The sequence below is a fragment of the Tenacibaculum pacificus genome, from assembly GCF_027941775.1.
Classification (GTDB): domain Bacteria; phylum Bacteroidota; class Bacteroidia; order Flavobacteriales; family Flavobacteriaceae; genus Polaribacter; species Polaribacter pacificus_A.
In genome coordinates, this window is sequence record NZ_CP115917.1 from 2,611,566 (window position 1) to 2,631,027 (window position 19,462).

A 19,462-nucleotide genomic window follows, 5' to 3' on the forward strand; every position below is an offset into this window, starting at 1 on the left:
CGGTTATTTACATTTTGTTAACTATTCAAAACTATTTAATAGCCATTTTTGTTTCTTCTTTCCATGTTTGAACACTTGCTATAATATTATTATTGTAGTCTATTTCTTTTAAACCATCTTCTTTCCACATAAACCATTTACCTACTTTTTTACCAGCTTCGTAATGTGCAATTGCAACTTTATTTCCTTTAGAGTCAAAGGCAACCCATGTTCCTGTTAATTTTTTATCCTTAAAAAAACCTTGTTCTTTTAATTGACCATCTTCAAAAAAGTAGCTAGCTTTTACTAAATCTCCTGCTTTTTCAAATTTTGTTTCTGTACTCTGAGCTTGCAATAATGATATCGATAATATACAAACAATTAATATAAATTTTTTCATATCTAGGGGTTTTTAATTTTTTTTAACTTTATCTTAATATTTATAGTTCAAAGATAACACTTAATTTTACATAAAACAAACATTCAAGTAACAATTACATAACATTAAGTTAACATTGATGTTTTTAATCCATTATTTCAAAGAGTAAAACGTAGATAAGCGCTCTTATTTAAAGGGATTCAAGTGATTATTAAAAAAAAGTTTTTTTAAATATTTTTTTTGTCATCTAATAAAAAAAGAAAGAAATCTTAAAAAAAGAGAATAAAAGCAAGCTTAGATATTCATCAAAAAATAATAAAATGAATTTTAGTAGTCAATATATAAAGGATACTGTCGATAGCTAAAATACATTTTAATACAAATTTTAGAGAAATGAATCGTACACCTATTTTTACTTTGATATGTTTATCAAAAAAACAATAAAAACTACATAACCATATAAATACGATACTTACCAAAATCGCATACAGAGGTATTTTTGAGAAAAAACAGTAAATTAGTTTATATTCTAATAATTATCTTATCAAGATAAACTCAATTTATAAAGAAACCGTATATAATGCCTTGCAATTTATTAAACGTGAATTAACCGCTGAAAAACGGTGTTTTTTATCTTCTTTAGATTTCGGTTATTTAAATAAGATTGAAGAATTACAGGAAAGTATCTTTTATATTTAAAAGAAAAGCATAAAAACAAATTACTAACTTTTTAAATTTTTATACAATGAGCATTATACAATACCTTTTAATCGGATTAGTTGCTTTTATCCACATTTACATTCTGATTTTAGAAATGGTTTTGTGGACAAAACCAAAAGGAATAAAAACATTTGGGTTAAAAAACAAAGAATTTGCAGAAGAAACCAAAGTTCTTGCCGCTAATCAAGGTTTATATAATGGGTTCTTAGTAGCTGGATTAATTTGGTCAATATTAACTCAAAAAATAGAAATTGCTATTTTCTTTTTATGTTGTGTTTTTATCGCAGGCTTATACGGTACATATTCTACTAAAAAACCAAGAATTTTTATAATTCAATCAATACCTGCTTTATTAGGAATTATTTCTTTATTTATATAAATATATTTTACATTTACAGCAAACTAAAAATTGATAAAATGGAACAATACATCGAAAAATTTAAAAACTTATTATTTGAATTCGGACCAAAAGTAATTTCTGCTATGGTTCTTTTAATTGTTGGACTTTGGGTCATTAAAATGATAACCAAGGGTTCTAAAAAATTAATGATTAATCGTAATTTAGATGCTTCTTTACAAGGTTTTTTCTCTAGTTTAATTGGTTGGGGATTAAAAATATTTTTATTTGTTACTGTTGCAGGACAATTAGGAATAGAAACTACTTCTTTTGCCGCAATTATAGCTGCTTTAGGTTTAGCTATTGGTATGGCATTACAAGGTGCTTTATCTAACTTTGCTGGTGGAGCTTTAATTATGGTTTTTAAACCTTTTAAAATTGGTGATTATATTGAAGCACAAGGAGTGCAAGGATCTGTTAAAGAGATTCAAATATTTACTACAAAATTAAATACTATTGATAATAAAGAATTAATTGTTCCTAACGGAATATTATCTAATGGAAACATTATTAATTATTCTTCAGAAGAAAATAGACGTGTTGATTTAGTTTTTGGTGTTTCTTATGATGCTGATATCAAAGAAACCAAAAATGTATTATTAAGTGTATTAAACAACACGCCATATACATTAACAAACCCTGATAAACCTGCTGTTATGGTAAGTGAATTAGCAGAAAGCTCTGTTAATTTTACAACAAGAACTTGGGTAAAATCAGCTGATTATTGGGATGCTTATTTTTATATTACTGAAAATATGAAAATAGAACTTGATAAAGCAGGAATTGAAATACCATATCCTCACGCTGTTGAAATTCAAAAAGAAGCTTAAACTTTCTTTTTTTCAGGAATAGCAACAAAATCTTTTAAATAAAAAGGTTCAAAATAAGCGACATCTTCGATGTCGTTTTTTTTGTACTTATTATAACTTAATAAGGCCATTTGTTTTGCTGATGGAAACTCATCATCTATAAAAATAGCATTATCATTAACAATTACATCTTTACATTTAGCTGCTCCATCACCTAAAAAATAAACTTTTCCTTTTGATAATTCATCTTTAAAAGAATTTTCGTCAATAATTTCGGCCTTTATTTCACGTACTTTTTCATAAGATTTATTGTAAACTGCTGAATACACTTCCATTCTTCGTGCATCTAACATTGGAACAATTACACCTTCTTCTATAGAAATGCTATGTGCTAAAGAAGCTAATGTTTCAATCGATATTAAAGGTTTATCAATAGCAAAACACATTCCTTTAGCTGTTGAAACCCCTATGCGAAGCCCAGTATAAGAGCCTGGTCCTTTACTAACAGCTACTGCATCAATAGCATTTGTAGTTATATTAACTTCTTTTAAAATCTCTTGAATAAAAGGATGTAATTTTTCGGCATGAGAATAATTACCATCATTTAATTCTCTTATTGCTAAAGTTTCTCCGTTTTTTGCTAATGATACCGAACAATTTTTAGTTGCGGTTTCTATATTTAAAATTATTGCCAATTGAAATTTATTTTTTTACAAAGATACATTATAAACAAAAAACCTCATTAAATTTTAATTAATGAGGTTTTAAGTTGTGTTTTATAATTGAAATTAATCAACAATAGATTCCCCAAAATAAAATTTTAATACTTTTACTTTAAATATATAATCATATTTAGAGCGTATCATTACTCCTTGTGCATTTACTAATCGATTACGAACTTGATCAAAATCAAATTGAGTCATTGATCCATAATCATAACTTACTTGAGCATTTTTAAATGCTTCTTTTTGTGCTTCTAAAGATATTTGTGCCGCTTCAAATGTTTTTGCAGCTGCTTTAGCATCTAAAAATGATTTTTCTATTTCTTGTTGTAATTGTAATTTCTGATTTTCTAAAGCAAACTCACTTTGCGCTTTGTTAATTACAGATTTTGCTACTCTATTTTTTGTTTGAAAACCACTAAATATAGGAACACTTAATGATAGTCCTATACCGTAACTTAAATTATTATCTAATTGAGTCGTAAAACCATTTGGAACCGACTTTACAATCTTAGTTATTGGATCTGATACATATGTTACATCAGGCTCTCCAAATACCGTAAAATAAGAAGTACCTGCTCTTGCTGAATACCTTAAAGTAGGTAAATAAGCTCCTTTTGCTAACTTAATATTTAAATCAGCATTATCTAAATTTAACTTTGCTTTATCTATTTCGGGTCTACTAGTTAATGCTTTCTCAAATACTTTTTTTGAAGAATCATACAACAAAGCTGTTGATGGAGAATTTACAATAATAGACGCTATATTAAAATTATCAGATGATACTTGAAGTAATTGTGCTAATGTTAACAAAGCTAAATTCAAGGTATTTTCTTGTATTACAAGATTCTGAACATCATTTGCTGCTGTAGATTGTACATTTAATAAATCTCCTTTAGGAATAACCCCTGCTTCAAATTGTACTTTTGCTCTTGTAATCTGCTTTTTACTAATTTCTGCTTGAGTTTTAGCTACGGCTAAATTTTCTTTAGCAAATAATACATTCAAATACGAGTTTACAACATTTAATGAAATATCATTTTCAATCTTTGCTAAATCGAACTTACTACCTTTAATATTAAGTAATGCTTGTTTTTTGGTATTTATATTTCTAAAACCATTAAAAATAGTTCCTCCTGCATCTAAACTAAAATTAGTAGAATATCTATCTTGACTTGTATTAACTCCACTAACTCCTGAAGATAATCCAAAGGTACTACTGTGTGAATTACTTAAACTTAAATTAGGCAAAAAATTACCTTTAGCTATTTCAACATCTTTTTCGGCTAATGTGATATTTAGCTTGTTTTGTTTAATTGTTATGTTATTTTCTAAAGCGTGTTTTACACATTCTTTTAGTGTCCATTGTTTTTGAGAAAAACTAGCTAACGAAGTAAATAAAGCTGTAAATAGTACAATTTTTGTTTTCAAGAGGAATATTTTTTTGTTCATTATAGTCAATTAAGAAAAACAATAAGCAACTACATAACAATTGGTTATCATAATATTTTATTTTGATTATCGATAATAACAAAACTCAACAATTATTTTTTTCTTTTTTATATGACGACCAAAAACAATATATGTTACAAAAAAAACACTCTTATTAAGAGTGTTAGTTTTTTGATGATTTTTTATGTCGATAAATAAAGTAAAATAAAACGCCAACTAAAATATAAGGAAATACCATTAAATAAGTAATTCCGTTATTAACGCCCTCGGCAATTGTTTCATTTCCTCCTTCTACAACTGCTTTACACATCGCACATTGAGCATTGGCATCGGCAGAAATAATTAATACTAAAATTAATAAAAGTTTTTTATACATAATATGGTGATATCATTAAATATACAATTACACCTGTTACAGCTACATATAACCATAAAGGAAATGTAATTTTTGCTATTTTTTTGTGTTCAGGAAAATTACCTAAACGAGCTCTCATAAAAGTGATTAATACAAAAGGAATTATAATAATCGATAATATAATATGTGTTATTAAAATAAAAAAGTAGATATATTTTATAACTCCTTCGCCACCAAAATTAGTAGAATTTGAAGTCATATGATAAGCCACATACATTACTAAAAACAATGCTGAACAAGCAATTGCAGTAGTATTTAATTGTTCATGTAACTTTTTATTTCCTTTTTTTATAGCAATTACTGATGCTATTAATAATACAGCTGTCAGTCCGTTTATACTTGCGTATATTGGAGGTAAAAACGATAACGGTTCAACATTAGGGATTTTAATTCCGAACAAAGCAGCCACAGCTATTGGAATAACAATGGAAACGATGGTAATAAATTTTTTATATTTCTGTTCTTTTGTGTTCATAATACTGGTTTAAATTATTCGTTTAATAATAACTTAATATCTTGTTTTAGTTCTTGAATTTGGTTTCCAAAACCATGCTCATCTAAGGCTCTGTAATACATTAAAGGGTTTCCGTGTTCATCATAACGAGAACGAATATTTCCATTTTTATCAACTAAAGCAAACAAACCAGAATGTTCAAAACCTCCATGTGAAACCTCTCCTTTTCCTACAAATAATTTAAACCCTTCGTTTGATAAATCATATACTACATCTTCAGATTTACCTGTTAACAAATGCCAATTTTTATGATTAATACCATTTTTAAGCGCATATTGTTTTAATTGATTTGGTGTATCAATTTCTGGAGTAATCGAAAAAGAAGCAATTCCAAAGTTAGGATTTCCCATAAATTCATTTTGAATATCTACCATTCGAGCATTCATTATAGGGCAAATAGTAGGACAAGTAGCAAAGAAAAACTCAACTATATATACTTTATCTTCAAAATTTTTATTGCTGATTGTTTCACCATTTTGATTGATAAACTCAAAATTTGGAACTTTATTAAAAGTATATAAATCGGCAGTTTGAAAATGTTTTATAATTTTTGGCACCGAATAAATACCAAATAATAAAATAATAAACGAAATTCCAACGTATGAATAATTATTTTTTTTCATTTGAAATGCTATTTGTTCTTCTGTCTTCACTCCTATTATTCTTCTTCAAAGCCATTTTATATTCTACTAAAACAACACTGATATCATCAATCATATCGTTTTTAAGTTCTGCTACAGAACTCATAGTATAACCGAATAAATCTTGATTTTCTAAACTTTTAATTGTTGACTTTCCTCTTCTTAAATTAAGTTCTTTATCAACAATATAGGCTTTTGGCGAATGGGTATTTTTATCTAAAGGATTTGGAGTTTTAAAACTTTCATGTAAAGCTTCCATTTCTTCGGAAGAAGCAAAAATAAAGTCCCATCTACTTAAATCAGTATTAACACTTAACATCTTTTTTAAGTCTTCTATTTCTTCTTTTTGACTTTTATCAACTAAAGAAATCATTTGAAAACTAACATAATTATTAAACTTAGTATAAATTTTTTCTTTTAAATTATATACTTCTCCTTTTACTAAGTCAATGTCATTCCCTAAAAAAGTAACTACAGTAACTCTTTTATCAAAAGAAAAACCTTTATTAATTAAAGAAATATCAATAACACTTTTAGATACTACAGGTAATTTTCCAAAATTATGTGTACCTAATTGTAATAATATATAAAACAATAATGGTACTATAAAGAGTGCAAATAATACCGTAAACTTTTTAAATTTATCCATTTTCAGCTGTTATTAAAGTCAAAAAAAGGGTGGTTAAAACCACCCTTTTTTAAATATTTTATTCAATTACCATTTTACTAATGGTGCTAATGTTTCATGTAAATAATCACCTTCTATTAAAATAATAAATAATAGATAAGAAACTAAAAATACAGCTGTCCAAACAATTGATCTTCTAAGCCATGTTTTTTCACCTTCTAAGTGCATAAAAGCCCAAGCAATATAATACGCTTTAACAAGTGTTAGGATTATAAACAACCAGTTTAACCAACTAGTACCCCATCCATGTAAGTGTAATGAATCTGGTTTAACAATACCAAAAGCAACTTCAACAGTTGTTATAATTGTTAAGATTGCTAAAACAATCCAGATTCTTTTTTTATTTGATTCGTGTGCGTGTCCCATTTTAATATCGTTTTTTAATTATACTAAATAGAAAAAGGTAAATACAAATACCCAAACTAAATCTACAAAGTGCCAATATAAACCTACTTTTTCAACCATTTCATAGTGTCCTCTACGTTCGTAAGTACCTAATACTACATTGAAAAATATAATAATATTTAAGATAATCCCTGATAATACGTGGAAACCGTGGAAACCAGTAATAAAGAAGAAGAAATCTGCAAAAATAGGATTACCATATTCATTTTCGTGTAAGTTAGCACCTTCAACAACTTTAGTTGCTAAAGCTAATTTAGCTAAACTTTCAGCTCTTGATAAAACAATTTTTTGTTTTGTTTCGGTATTTAACTGCTCCGTTCTTATTAATAAAGAAGGATCAGCTTTAAAAGCTTCCTGAATTTGTGCTATTGAATACTCAGAAATGGTAGCTTCTTTTTCAAACCATAATCCATTTTCACGAGTATGTTGAACTCTATCATCTTTTCTTTCAGCATGAACAAAATCAGCTAAAGCTATTTGATGACCGTCTTTTACAAACTGTAAAATATGATTATTGGTTGTTTTAACAGCTCCATAAGAACCATTGATAAAGTTTTTCCACTCCCACGCTTGCGATCCTACGAAAATAATTCCGAAAATGATCGTTGCAAACATATACCAAGCAACTTTCTTTTGTTTCTTTTGATGACCTGCATCAACGGCTAACACCATTGTTACTGATGAAATAATTAAAATAAATGTCATCAAAGCTACATAATACATGGGTGCATGCACACCACGTAACCCTGGAAAGTGAGTAAACACTTCATCAGCTATTGGCCATGAGTCAATAAATTTAAAACGAGTTAAACCATACGCGGCTAAAAACCCCGAAAAGGTTAATGCATCTGAAACGATGAAAAACCACATCATCATTTTACCATAACTAGCGCCAAATGGTTTTTCACCACCTCCGCCCCAGGCTTCTTTCTTATCAGAATTTACAGCAATATTTGCTTCCATAAATCTCTTTTTGTTAATTTTTGTTAAAACAGTGTGCCAAAATTACGTAATTTTCATCATCTTATGAAATAGAAAAAGAAAAATAGATAAATCCATAAAACATCTACGAAATGCCAAAAGATTCCACCTAACTCAAAGCCAAGCATATCGGCTGCTGAATATTTCTTTTTAAAATGATTATAAATAACGACTAACAATACAATTACACCTGCTAAAAGGTGCAAAATATGCATAAATGTAATTCCTAATATAAAAGATGTAGATACAGTACTTTCTGGACCTGTAAAAAACAAGCCTACAGCTTTTAACTCGTTAAACCCCACATATTGATACCATACAAATCCTAATCCTAAAATTAAAGTTGCTAGTAAACTAAGCAATGAAGCTTTTAAATTATTTTTCTTTAAAAATTTTTGAGATAAAATTAAGGTAATACTACTTAATACTATTAAAATAGTACTAATAAAAAATGCTTGTGGCAAATCAAAAGTAACCCAATCATCTCGTTTCATACTTACTACGTAAGCACTTGTTAGCCCTGCAAAAAACATGACCATACTAATCATAGCAACCCATAACATTGGCTTTGCCGATTTTCTTTTACCTGCCGTTAATTCTTCTTGTAATGTTTGTGTGCTCATTTAGTGTAAAAATTTATCTACCACATAAATTATGGGTACAATTGTTATATAAAAAACGCTCGCTAACATTAATTTTCGCGCGTCAGTATTTTCTTCTGATTTATATAATTTAAAAGCATAATACAACATTAACACTCCTAATAATAAAACTATAATAGCTGTTATTGGATAAATATAAAAATTACCAGTTACTTTTAACACCGGTGCTACCGACATTAAAATCATAATACAAGTGTAAAAAATTATTTGAACAACAGCTCCTTTATCTTTTTTATCCATAGGAAGCATGTGTAAGCCTGCTTTATTGTACTCTTCAAATTGTAACCAACCGATTGCCCAAAAGTGAGGAAACTGCCAAAAAAATTGAATCATAAATAAAAAACCTGCTTCAATACCAAATTCACCTGTTGCAGCAACCCAACCTAACATAAAAGGAATTGCTCCTGGAATAGCACCAACAAAAACAGCTAACGGAGTTACAGCTTTTAAAGGTGTGTAAGCACTTGTATATAAAAAAATAGAAATTGCACCAAACAAAGCACATTTCGGATTTATAGCATATAAAATTCCAATACCCGCAATAGTAAAAATAATGGCTATTGTTAATGCTACATTCACGCTCATTCTACCAGCTGGTAAAGGACGATCTTTAGTGCGTTTCATTAATGAATCTATATCTTTCTCTATAACCTGATTAAAGGCATTCGAAGCTCCTACCATTAAGTACCCACCAAAAGCTAGTAAAAACACTACAGTATAGTCAATTGTTTCAGCTCCTAATAAATACCCCGTAATAGAAGTAAAAACAACACTGATAGATAAACCGACTTTAGTTAATTGTTTAAAATCATCAAACAATGATTTTAAAGATACTTGATTATGTGCAGGTGAGGATAAATTCAATTCTAGTTATTTTATTTTTGCAAAGATATTTCTTTCTTACTTAATGACCATAAAAAAGGATAGTAATCGAAATATTTTAAAAAAAATGATAAAAAGTTTTTTTTATCTAATAAAAGGTTGTAGATTTGCACCCGCATCGAAACACATGCAAACGATCTTTAAAATAATTTTTGACTACGCGAAAGTAGCTCAGGGGTAGAGCATCACCTTGCCAAGGTGGGGGTCGCGGGTTCAAATCCCGTCTTTCGCTCTGAGACTTTCTTAAAAAAAATATACCAATTTGATTGTATGACAATCAAAACTACGCTGAAGTGGTGGAATTGGTAGACACGTTGGACTTAAAATCCAATGGCCCTTGGGCCGTGCGGGTTCAAGTCCCGCCTTCAGTACTAAGCCTCGCTTTAATTAGCGAGGTTTTTTTTAAGAAAGAGTCAAAAAGAAATATAAAATCCACTTGCTGAAGTGGTGGAATTGGTAGACACGTTGGACTTAAAATCCAATGACCCTTGGGTCGTGCGGGTTCAAGTCCCGCCTTCAGTACTAAGCCTTAACATTTATTTGTTAAGGCTTTTTTATGCTTTAATAATAAGTAACTGAAAAAACATTTATATCTTTCAAAAATTAAAGAACACTTTATCAGTTATTGGCAACAATTAAATGAAACATCCCTTAAAGCAACATATAGAAGAAATAATTAAACTGACAGACGAAGAGTTTAAATTCATCTTGAGCCATTTTGAAACGACAACCAAACGTAAACATCAATATATTTTACAAGAAAATGAAATTGCTGACAAAGAATATTGGATAGTGAAAGGTTGTCTAAAAAGCTACTTTTTTGACGAAAGCGGAAAAGAACATATTTTACAATTTGGAATGGAAAATTGGTGGATAACAGATTATGAATCCTTTATAAAACAATCTAAATCAAAAATAAATATAGACTGTATCGAAGATTCCGAATTGCTTTACATAACTTATGAAAATAGAGAAAAACTCACCAAAGAAATGCACAAAATGGAACGATTTTGGGCGAAGAAAAGTAAGTTTGGCAGAATAGCACTTCAAAATAGAATCTTATCATTATTAAAAAATTCTTCAAAAGAACGCTATGAGTTACTTCTGGAACAATACCCAAAACTTTTTCAAAGAGTACCAAAAAAACTTATAGCTTCCTATTTAGGAGTCAGTAGAGAAACATTAAGCCGATTAAATTCGTAAAATAAATTTCTTTAACGTGTGACATTTGTCACAAATTAATAGTGACAATAGTCCTGTGGTTAGTCCAGTCATTTTTTGACTTTTGTATCATAATAATTTTAAAAAATTAAATGATATGAACACTTTAGAAAATTTTCAAAACAAAGACACAGGATTACTTTTACAAAGATTGAGTATTAGCGTACTTATTTTATTTCATGGAATTGCAAACTTGACTTCCAATTATTCATTTATCAAAAGTTTACTAAATAGTATCGGAATTCCAGAATTTGTTGCATACTCGGTTTTTATAGGCGAAATAATTGCACCAATACTCATAATAATTGGTTGGAGAGCAAGATTAGCAAGTTTAGCTTTAGCTATTAATATGTTAGTTGCTATTTTAATGGCTCATACATCGGATATTTTTACATTAAATCAATTTGGAGGTTGGGGAATTGAACTACAAGGCTTATACCTATTTGGTGCAATCGTAATATTTTTATTAGGTACAGGAAAATATGCAGTATCAAACACTTCAAAATGGGATTAAATAAAAATATATGCCTTACATAAACATTAGGGTTACAGATACAAATGTAACCAAAGAACAAAAAAGACTATTAATTGAAGGTGCTACACAATTAGTCGTTAGTATTTTAAACAAAAAACCTGAAAGTACTCACGTAATAATTGACGAAATACCAATTGAAAATTGGGGGTTTAACGGAAAACAATCTTTAGTAACTAAAAAATAGTCAATAAACTTTTTTCCAACGTAGTTTTGTAAAATATTCAAATAACTAAGAGCCTGTTTAAATTTTAAATAAAGTGTTTTTTTAACATCTAAACGTCACGCTGAATTTATTTCAGCATCACATAAATAAAGGAACTACGACAAATCAGAATACAAAACTGAAATAAATTCAGTTTGACAGATTCGATTTTTCAGCTATAAAACGTTTTTAAATTAAACTTAAACAAGCTCTTTATCAGTTCTTTAATCATCTCCCCTCCTATCTTTTTAAATTATTTTCTGATAAAATAAAAGCAACAGTTTTACACAAATTTTTATATTGATAAAAAAATAGCCTATCATTTGTAATCTATCAATTAGAAAAACGTCTAAATTATCAGCTTAAAACAAATAACTATGCGTAAAATATTCTTATTATTTAGTTTAACATTTTTCATAAATTCATTTGGACAAACAAGTACTTTTGATAATTTATTAAAAGAACATGTTAATAACAAAGGCATCGTAAATTATAAAAACTTAAAAAAAGACGAAGCTAAATTAGATTCTTATTTAAGTTATCTGAATAAAACAAGTCCTCAAAAAAAATGGACTCCTTCAAAAACAAAAGCTTTTTGGGTGAATGCATATAATGCTTACACCTTAAAAATAATATTAAATAATTACCCGATTAAAAGTATTTTAAAAATTAAAGAGCATAAAAAAGATGCTTGGAATATCTCTTTTGCAAAGGTTGGAGGAAAAACATATACCTTAAATTTTATCGAACATGAAATTTTACGCAAAAAATTTGATGATCCTAAAATTCATGTTGCTGTAAATTGTGCTTCTGGTTCTTGTCCTAAATTAGGAAATTTTGCTTTTACAGAAGCAAACTACGAAACCAAAACAACCGAATTAATGAAAAATTTTATTAATGATGCTAAAAGAAATAAAATATCAGAAAAAAAAGTAGCGCTTTCAAAAATTTTCGAATGGTTTAAAGATGATTTTACTAAAAATGGCTCGTTAATCGATTTTTTAAATACCTACTCAGAAACTAAAATATCAAAAAAAGCAACAGTTAATTTTTTAAAATATGACTGGAATTTAAACGGTAAATAAATAGCATTACTTCTTTTTGCTATAAAAATTTTAAAAACAATTTGTATTTTTACTTTTCAACATAAAAAAATAGATGTCAAAAACATATTACGATCCAGCCGATTTACGCAAATTTGGAAAAATAACAGAATGGAATGAAGAACTTGGAAATAAATTTTTTGATTATTACGGAAAAGTATTTGAAGAAGGTGCTTTAACTGCTCGTGAAAAAAGTTTAATTGCTTTAGCCGTTGCGCATACCGAACAATGTCCTTATTGTATTGATGCTTATACAAAAGATGGATTAGAACGAGGAATTACAAAAGAAGAAATGATGGAAGCACTTCATGTTGGAGCTGCTATAAAAAGTGGAGCAACTCTTGTTCACGGTGTTCAAATGATGAATAAAGTGAACAAACTTGAAATGTAAAATACATCTATGAAAAAATCACTTTTAGCCAGAAATAACGATTTAGCAAATACACAACGTCAATTAGATATTTTATCAAACGGAATTTTTGCTGATGGTGAATTACCAACGTTTGCTAAAAAAATAAAAGAAACAAATCAGTTTCCTTTACGTCCTAAAAAGCTAGAAATTCTTCAAATTAATTTAGGCTATATGTGTAATCAGGTTTGTGCACATTGCCACGTTGATGCTGGTCCTGATCGTAAAGAAATAATGACCACAGCAACAATGCAACAATGTTTGGATGTTATAAAAAATACCCAAGCTCATACTTTAGATTTAACTGGTGGAGCGCCTGAAATGAATCCTAATTTTAGGTGGTTTGTTGAAGAAGCTTCTAAAGCAGGAATCAAAGATTTTATTGTTCGTTCTAACTTAACAATTATTAGAGCTAACAAAAAATATCACGATTTACCCGATTTTTTTAAAAAACATAATATTCACGTTGTTTCGTCAATGCCACATTGGACACGTGGAAAAACCGACAAACAACGTGGTGATGGTGTTTTTGATAAATCAATCAAAGCACTGCAAATGTTAAACGAAGTTGGTTACGGAATTGAAGGTTCTAATTTAAAATTAGATTTGGTTTATAATCCGTCTGGTGCTTTTTTACCTGGGGATCAAATGGCGCTTGAAAACGATTTTAAAAAAGCTTTAAAAGATGATTTTAATATCGATTTTCATAATTTATTTGCGATTACCAATTTACCTATCAGTCGTTTTTTAGATTATTTAATCGCTTCTGAAAATTATGAAGATTATATGTATTCTTTAATTGATGCCTATAATCCGAAGGCTGTAGAAAATGTGATGTGTACAAATACTTTATCGGTAAGTTGGGACGGTAATTTATACGATTGTGATTTTAATCAGATGTTAAATTTAAAAGTAGCAAGCAGCGTAAAACATATTTCGGAATACAACGAGGAAATTTTACAAGACAGAAATATTATTATAAATCAACATTGTTACGGCTGTACTGCTGGTTCTGGAAGTAGCTGTCAGGGTGTGGTTGCATAATTTTATCTTTAAAAAAAAGATAAAACTATTTTTGATAATTATAGTTACTTGCAAATAAGCCTAGCCCCGATTGAAGCAATTGTTTGAGCTCTTTTTTTGATTTTTCTTCAAAAAAAAGCGAGTGCGGAAAGCGGGAAATTGCTTCAAATTATTTTTATTAAAATGAATAAATTTATCTTATTTTTTTTGCTGATAACCTTTAATTCTTTTTCTCAAAAGGATTTAAAACAATTGTTGAAAAAACATAATACAGAAACGATTCCTTATATTTCTGTTGATAGTTTGAGTAATTTAATACATCAAAAAAAGGAGTTTGTTTTATTAGATGCTAGAGAATCAAAAGAATTTAAAGTAAGTCATTTAAAAAGTTCTGTTTGTGTTGGTTATGATAATTTTGATATTTATAAAATATTAAAAAAGCTTCCTTCGGATAAAAAAACTAAAATAGTCGTTTATTGTTCCTTGGGAATTCGTTCTGAAGATATTGCCGAAAAATTAAAAAAAGAAGGATACACAAATATTTACAATTTATATGGCGGAATTTTTGAATGGAAAAATAAACAAAATTTAATAGTAAATTCTGATAATAATCCAACAGAAAAAGTACACACATTTAATAAAGCGTGGAGCAAATGGCTGTTAAAAGGAGAAAAAATATATGAGTAAAAATATACTTTTAATTTTTACAAGAAATCCTGAATTAGGAAAGACAAAAACACGTTTAGCAAAAACTGTTGGCGATGAAACCGCATTAACTATTTATAAATTTCTATTAGCGAAAACCAATGAAATTACCGCCAATTTAAATTGTGATAAAGCCGTTTATTATTCTGTGAAAATTCGTGATAATGATATTTGGGATACAAAAATTTATCAAAAACATCAACAAAAAGGCGAAGATTTAGGAATTAGAATGGAAAACGCTTTTAAAAATTCGTTTGATGAAAAGTATGAAAAAGTGCTAATTATTGGTAGCGATTTATATGATTTATCCGAAGAAATTATAGAAGATGCCTTTGACAAATTAAATTCAAATGATGTTGTAATTGGTCCTGCCGAAGATGGCGGATATTATCTTTTAGGAATGAAAACTTTACATCCTGATGTTTTTCAAAATAAAGCTTGGGGAACAGAAACCGTAAGAAAAGATACGCTAAACGATTTGCAAAAAGTAAACGTACATTTGTTAAAAGAACTTAACGATGTTGATGTGTTTGAAGATATTGAAAATCATTCGGCATTTCAACAATTTTTATAAAAATAAGATATCGTAATTAAAAAAAACGACAATCGAAGATATACAACCAATGAAACAACAACAATTACAAGAAACTACAGATTATTTAAAGTTAAACGGAATTACAAATCCTGAAATAGGTATTGTTTTAGGTACAGGACTTGGAAAATTAGTCAACGAAATTGACATTGAAAAAGAGATTTTATATTCAGATATTCCTCATTTTCCACAAGCAACTGTTGAATCTCATTCTGGAAAATTAATTTACGGAACTTTATCAGGAAAAAAAGTAGTTGTAATGGCGGGGCGTTTTCATGTGTATGAAGGTTACAATCTTTGGGAAGTTACTTACGGAATTAGAACAATGCATAGTTTAGGAATTAAAAAATTATTGATTTCAAACGCTGCAGGTGCAATTAATTTAACCTACAAAAAAGGCGATTTAATGCTTTTAGAAGATCATATAAATTTACAAGGTGGTTCTCCCCTAGCTTTTAAAGGTGCAAAAGATTTCGGAAATATTTTTGCTGATATGCTTGAGCCTTATTCTAAAAAAATCAACAATTTATTGAAAGATATTGCAACTTCAAACGACATACAGTTATATGAAGGAATGTACGCAAGTGTTGTTGGTCCGCAATTAGAAACCAGAGCAGAATACCGAATGTTACAAATACTAGAAGCTGATGCTGTTGGTATGAGTACCGTCCCTGAAGTTATTGTTGCAAAACAATTAAACCTTCCTTGTGCTGCTATTTCTGTTTTAACAGATGAATGTGATCCTAAAAATTTACAACCTGTAAATATTGCTGATATCATTGCTGTTGCAGGAAAAGCTGAACCAAAAATGATTACATTATTTAAAGAATTAATCTTTAAATTATAACAACATTCGGAGTTGATTTCGATAAAATAAAAACACATGAGTTATTTAGAAACTACACATAACGTATATAAAAAAGCCGCATTAACACCTGATGTTGGCTTATGTTGCACTACAAATCCTATTTGGGAATTACCTGGATTAAAAATTCCAAGAATCATGCAAGAAATGAACTACGGTTGTGGTTCGACAGTACATGCTCGTGATTTAACGAACAATCCTAAAATGCTATATGTTGGTGTTGGTGGTGGTATGGAATTATTGCAATTTGCTTATTTCAATAGAAATAAAGGCGGTGTAATTGGTTTAGATGTGGTAGATGAAATGTTAGAAGCATCTCGCAAAAACTTTATAATTGCTGAAGAACAAAACGATTGGTTTAAGTCTAATTTTGTTGATTTACGAAAAGGTGATGCCATGAATTTACCTGTGGAAGATAATTCTATTGATGTTGCGGCTCAAAATTGTTTGTTCAATATTTTTAAGTCAGATGATTTAAAGAAAGCCATTGCAGAAATGTATCGTGTTTTAAAACCTCATGGAAAATTGGTTATGAGCGACCCAACTTGCGAGCAAGAAATGAACGATGAATTACGAAATGATGAGCGTTTACGTGCCTTATGTTTAAGCGGAAGTTTATCGATTGCCGATTATGTAAAAGCATTAACCGATGCTGGTTTTGGAACGATAGAAATTAGAGCTAGAAAACCTTATCGAATTTTAGATCCGAAGAATTATCCTACTGATGAATTAATTTATATTGAATCGATTGAAGTTGCAGCAATTAAAGATCCTATGCCAGCAGATGGTCCTTGTATTTTTACTGGAAAAGCAGCTATTTATTATGGTGCTGATGATTATTTTGATGACGGATTAGGACATACTTTATTAAAAAACCAGCCTTTAGCAATTTGCGATAAAACAGCAAGAGATTTAAAAGCCTTAGGAAGAGATGATATTTTCTTTTCAGAATCTACCTATCATTATGATGGCGGTGGATGCTGTTAATTTATTGATATAAAACAAAGAACGAAACATTTATATAAAATTAAGAGTTTCCTTTTTTTATATAAGTTATTTTTTCAATAACTTGCTCAAAAATAACCATACTCTATAAAGAGTAATTTTAAATTACAAAAAATGAAAAATTCAATGAAAATGATTGCTGTTGTATTTGCTGCATCAACATTATTAACTTCTTGTTATTCTTATACAAGTGTTGTTGGAAAAGGAGCTCAAGGAAACTCTCAAACTACTGAGTGGAACCATTATGTGTTAGGTGGTTTAGCACCTGTTGGAGTTTCTAACTCTAAGCAAATGGCTGATGGAGCTAAAGATTATACTGTTCATACAAGACTATCTTTTGTTAATGGGTTAGTATCAGGTTTAACTTTTGGACTTTACTCGCCTACTACTACTACAGTAACTAAATAGTAAATTCTTATAAAAGAAGCGTAATTAAAATTACGCTTCTTTTTATAAATTATTGAATATGAAAAAAATTATCTTTTACATTTCTATTATACTTTCATTATTATTATTAATTAATATTATTGAAATTTTAATTACTGATTTTAATCGATTAACAGAATATGGATATGGTTCTTTAATTGGAAAAGTAATTCTTTTTGTACTTTTTTTATCTGTTGTATTTTTCACAAGAAAGAAACAAATTAAAATAACCTAAGCAAATAAGGTAGCAAAAGCTTCTTCAATTTTACCGACTAAAAGTAATTTTATAGAATGATTTTTTGAGGCTATTTTATTATATTTTGATGCAACCAAGGTTTCATACCCTAATTTTTCAGCCTCTATAATTCGTTGGTCGATTCTTGAAACTGGTCTTATTTCACCCGCTAAACCAACCTCGGCAGCAAAACACACATTCGGGTTTATTGCCATATCTTGATTTGATGATAAAATTGCAGCAACAACGGCTAAATCTATTGCAGGATCATCAACATGAATTCCTCCTGTAACATTTAAAAAAACATCCTTTGCTCCTAATTTAAATCCTGCTCGTTTTTCTAAAACAGCTAAAATCATATGTAATCTTTTCAGATTATATCCTGTTGTAGATCGTTGTGGCGTACCGTAAACGGCTGTACTTACCAATGCTTGGATTTCTATCATTAACGGGCGTACACCTTCTAAAGTTGATGCAATTGCCGTTCCGCTTAAATCGGCATCTTTTTTAGAGATTAATATTTCTGATGGATTAGAAACTTCTCGTAATCCTGTTGATAACATTTCGTAAATTCCTAATTCGGCTGTTGAACCGAATCGGTTTTTTTGAGAACGTAAAATTCTATAAGTATGATTTCTGTCTCCTTCAAATTGTAAAACAACATCTACCATGTGTTCTAAAATTTTAGGTCCTGCAATATGTCCGTCTTTATTAATATGTCCGATTAATAATACTGGAGTTCCTGTTTCTTTAGCAAATTTTATAAGTTCTGCTGATGTTTCTCGAATTTGAGAAATACTTCCTGGTGAGGCTTCTATAGAACTTGTATGTAATGTTTGAATAGAATCTATTACCAGAACATCGGGTTGAACTTGTTCTATGTTTTTAAATATTTGTTGTGTACTCGTTTCTGTTAATATTAAACAATTAGAATTGGTTGATTGTAAACGTTCAGCACGCATTTTAATTTGCGATTGACTTTCCTCTCCTGAAACATACAATACTTTTTGAGGAATATTTAAAGCGATTTGTAATAATAAAGTCGATTTTCCGATTCCTGGTTCTCCTCCTAATAAAACAACTGCACCTTTTACAATTCCACCACCTAAAACAGTATCTAATTCGTTATTTTGAGTTACAACACGCTCTTCTGTGTTTACTTGAATATCTTGTACTTTTAAAGGTTTAGATACTTTTTTAACTACGTTTTCAGGCGTTTTCCAAGCTCTTTTTTCTTCTTTTTCAATAACTTCTTCAACAATAGTATTCCATTCTTTACAGGTTTTACACTGCCCTATCCATTGTGCATGTTGAGATCCGCAACTTTGACAGAAAAAAGTAGTTTTTGTTTTAGCCATTTGAAATAAATTGAAAGTTTTAAAATATCGTATTAATAAAACTCAAAGTTACAAACTTAAATAGTTTATAATCAAATTTTAAAAAGTAACTGCGTTAGCGATTGAATGGCATGTTTGAGCTCTTTTTTATTTTTTTC

The 19,462-nt window shown here is 29.0% G+C and carries 26 protein-coding genes and 3 tRNA genes; 17 read left to right on the forward strand and 12 right to left on the reverse strand.

Annotated elements, in window-relative coordinates; genetic code table 11:
* Positions 1-31: 31 nt before the first annotated feature.
* Entirely contained in the window at positions 32-379 is a 348-nt protein-coding gene (locus tag PG913_RS11920; protein ID WP_271230901.1) for a toxin-antitoxin system YwqK family antitoxin, read from the reverse strand.
* A gap of 724 nt (positions 380-1,103) precedes the next feature.
* On the opposite strand from PG913_RS11920, the gene PG913_RS11925 reads away from it, so the two are divergent.
* Complete coding sequence (locus PG913_RS11925) at positions 1,104-1,457, forward strand: DUF1304 domain-containing protein (protein WP_271230902.1); 354 nt, start codon at positions 1,104-1,106, stop codon at positions 1,455-1,457.
* 38 nt (positions 1,458-1,495) lie between these two features.
* Positions 1,496-2,305, forward strand: a complete 810-nt coding sequence (locus PG913_RS11930) for a mechanosensitive ion channel family protein (protein WP_271230903.1) — start codon at positions 1,496-1,498, stop codon at positions 2,303-2,305.
* Here the strand turns inward: PG913_RS11930 and tsaB are convergent.
* The 10 genes from tsaB to cyoE all read right to left on the reverse strand — a co-directional run bounded on the left by tsaB (position 2,302) and on the right by cyoE (position 9,628).
* Positions 2,302-2,979, reverse strand: coding sequence for a tRNA (adenosine(37)-N6)-threonylcarbamoyltransferase complex dimerization subunit type 1 TsaB (gene tsaB, locus PG913_RS11935; protein WP_271230904.1), 678 nt, complete (start codon positions 2,977-2,979; stop codon positions 2,302-2,304). The two genes, PG913_RS11930 and tsaB, sit on opposite strands and share 4 nt — an antisense overlap.
* A 93-nt stretch (positions 2,980-3,072) precedes the next feature.
* A complete protein-coding gene (locus tag PG913_RS11940) occupies positions 3,073-4,437 on the reverse strand; it encodes a TolC family protein (RefSeq protein ID WP_271230905.1) in 1,365 nt (454 codons plus the stop codon).
* Between the two features lie 184 nt (positions 4,438-4,621).
* The gene (locus PG913_RS11945) at positions 4,622-4,834 is read right to left on the reverse strand and encodes a hypothetical protein (RefSeq protein ID WP_271230906.1); all 213 of its coding nucleotides are present in this window, start codon (positions 4,832-4,834) and stop codon (positions 4,622-4,624) included.
* On the reverse strand, positions 4,827-5,348 hold the full coding sequence (locus PG913_RS11950) for a DUF420 domain-containing protein (RefSeq protein ID WP_271230907.1): 522 nt from the start codon (positions 5,346-5,348) through the stop codon (positions 4,827-4,829). Before PG913_RS11950 ends, PG913_RS11945 begins: the two co-directional genes overlap by 8 nt.
* 14 nt (positions 5,349-5,362) lie before the next feature.
* Positions 5,363-6,010, reverse strand: coding sequence for an SCO family protein (locus PG913_RS11955; protein ID WP_271230908.1), 648 nt, complete (start codon positions 6,008-6,010; stop codon positions 5,363-5,365).
* Positions 5,997-6,677 (reverse strand): hypothetical protein, encoded by a 681-nt coding sequence (locus tag PG913_RS11960; protein ID WP_271230909.1) that lies wholly within the window; start codon positions 6,675-6,677, stop codon positions 5,997-5,999. The genes PG913_RS11955 and PG913_RS11960 overlap by 14 nt, the downstream gene beginning before the upstream one ends.
* A gap of 66 nt (positions 6,678-6,743) precedes the next feature.
* Positions 6,744-7,082: a cytochrome C oxidase subunit IV family protein gene (locus tag PG913_RS11965; RefSeq protein ID WP_271230910.1), complete on the reverse strand. Its 339-nt coding sequence runs from the start codon at positions 7,080-7,082 to the stop codon at positions 6,744-6,746.
* An 18-nt stretch (positions 7,083-7,100) separates the two neighbouring features.
* A complete protein-coding gene (locus PG913_RS11970) occupies positions 7,101-8,084 on the reverse strand; it encodes a cytochrome c oxidase subunit 3 (protein ID WP_271230911.1) in 984 nt (327 codons plus the stop codon).
* Positions 8,085-8,140: 56 nt separating this feature from the next.
* Positions 8,141-8,725 carry a cytochrome c oxidase subunit 3 gene (locus PG913_RS11975; RefSeq protein ID WP_271230912.1) on the reverse strand — a complete coding sequence of 195 codons (585 nt, stop codon included), beginning with the start codon at positions 8,723-8,725 and terminating at the stop codon, positions 8,141-8,143.
* Positions 8,726-9,628, reverse strand: coding sequence for a heme o synthase (gene cyoE, locus PG913_RS11980; protein WP_271230913.1), 903 nt, complete (start codon positions 9,626-9,628; stop codon positions 8,726-8,728).
* A 178-nt stretch (positions 9,629-9,806) separates the two neighbouring features.
* On the opposite strand from cyoE, the gene PG913_RS11985 reads away from it, so the two are divergent.
* From PG913_RS11985 to PG913_RS12055, 15 genes are all read left to right on the forward strand, one after another.
* A tRNA-Gly gene (locus tag PG913_RS11985) sits at positions 9,807-9,878 on the forward strand.
* A 55-nt stretch (positions 9,879-9,933) separates the two neighbouring features.
* Positions 9,934-10,017, forward strand: a tRNA-Leu gene (locus PG913_RS11990).
* 67 nt (positions 10,018-10,084) lie between these two features.
* Positions 10,085-10,168, forward strand: a tRNA-Leu gene (locus PG913_RS11995).
* A 117-nt stretch (positions 10,169-10,285) separates the two neighbouring features.
* Positions 10,286-10,849 carry a Crp/Fnr family transcriptional regulator gene (locus PG913_RS12000; RefSeq protein ID WP_271230914.1) on the forward strand — a complete coding sequence of 188 codons (564 nt, stop codon included), beginning with the start codon at positions 10,286-10,288 and terminating at the stop codon, positions 10,847-10,849.
* Between the two features lie 115 nt (positions 10,850-10,964).
* Positions 10,965-11,381: a DoxX family protein gene (locus PG913_RS12005; RefSeq protein WP_271230915.1), complete on the forward strand. Its 417-nt coding sequence runs from the start codon at positions 10,965-10,967 to the stop codon at positions 11,379-11,381.
* Between the two features lie 10 nt (positions 11,382-11,391).
* Positions 11,392-11,586, forward strand: coding sequence for a tautomerase family protein (locus PG913_RS12010; protein WP_271230916.1), 195 nt, complete (start codon positions 11,392-11,394; stop codon positions 11,584-11,586).
* A gap of 395 nt (positions 11,587-11,981) precedes the next feature.
* Positions 11,982-12,689, forward strand: a complete 708-nt coding sequence (locus PG913_RS12015; RefSeq protein WP_271230917.1) for a DUF547 domain-containing protein — start codon at positions 11,982-11,984, stop codon at positions 12,687-12,689.
* Between the two features lie 73 nt (positions 12,690-12,762).
* Positions 12,763-13,098 (forward strand): arsenosugar biosynthesis-associated peroxidase-like protein, encoded by a 336-nt coding sequence (locus tag PG913_RS12020; protein WP_028888674.1) that lies wholly within the window; start codon positions 12,763-12,765, stop codon positions 13,096-13,098.
* 9 nt (positions 13,099-13,107) lie between these two features.
* Positions 13,108-14,160 (forward strand): arsenosugar biosynthesis radical SAM (seleno)protein ArsS, encoded by a 1,053-nt coding sequence (gene arsS, locus PG913_RS12025; protein ID WP_271230918.1) that lies wholly within the window; start codon positions 13,108-13,110, stop codon positions 14,158-14,160.
* Between the two features lie 234 nt (positions 14,161-14,394).
* A complete protein-coding gene (locus PG913_RS12030; RefSeq protein WP_333780762.1) occupies positions 14,395-14,826 on the forward strand; it encodes a rhodanese-like domain-containing protein in 432 nt (143 codons plus the stop codon).
* Positions 14,819-15,418 carry a TIGR04282 family arsenosugar biosynthesis glycosyltransferase gene (locus tag PG913_RS12035; RefSeq protein WP_271230920.1) on the forward strand — a complete coding sequence of 200 codons (600 nt, stop codon included), beginning with the start codon at positions 14,819-14,821 and terminating at the stop codon, positions 15,416-15,418. Before PG913_RS12030 ends, PG913_RS12035 begins: the two co-directional genes overlap by 8 nt.
* Positions 15,419-15,467: 49 nt before the next feature.
* Positions 15,468-16,283, forward strand: a complete 816-nt coding sequence (locus PG913_RS12040) for a purine-nucleoside phosphorylase (protein ID WP_271230921.1) — start codon at positions 15,468-15,470, stop codon at positions 16,281-16,283.
* A 36-nt stretch (positions 16,284-16,319) separates the two neighbouring features.
* The gene (gene arsM / locus PG913_RS12045; RefSeq protein ID WP_271230922.1) at positions 16,320-17,288 is read left to right on the forward strand and encodes an arsenosugar biosynthesis arsenite methyltransferase ArsM; all 969 of its coding nucleotides are present in this window, start codon (positions 16,320-16,322) and stop codon (positions 17,286-17,288) included.
* Between the two features lie 132 nt (positions 17,289-17,420).
* Entirely contained in the window at positions 17,421-17,714 is a 294-nt protein-coding gene (locus PG913_RS12050) for a Bor family protein (RefSeq protein ID WP_271230923.1), read from the forward strand.
* A 58-nt stretch (positions 17,715-17,772) separates the two neighbouring features.
* Positions 17,773-17,967 carry a hypothetical protein gene (locus tag PG913_RS12055; protein ID WP_271230924.1) on the forward strand — a complete coding sequence of 65 codons (195 nt, stop codon included), beginning with the start codon at positions 17,773-17,775 and terminating at the stop codon, positions 17,965-17,967.
* On the opposite strand, the gene radA is transcribed toward PG913_RS12055, so the two are convergent.
* Positions 17,964-19,325: a DNA repair protein RadA gene (gene radA, locus PG913_RS12060; RefSeq protein WP_271230925.1), complete on the reverse strand. Its 1,362-nt coding sequence runs from the start codon at positions 19,323-19,325 to the stop codon at positions 17,964-17,966. The two genes, PG913_RS12055 and radA, sit on opposite strands and share 4 nt — an antisense overlap.
* Positions 19,326-19,462 lie beyond the last annotated feature (137 nt).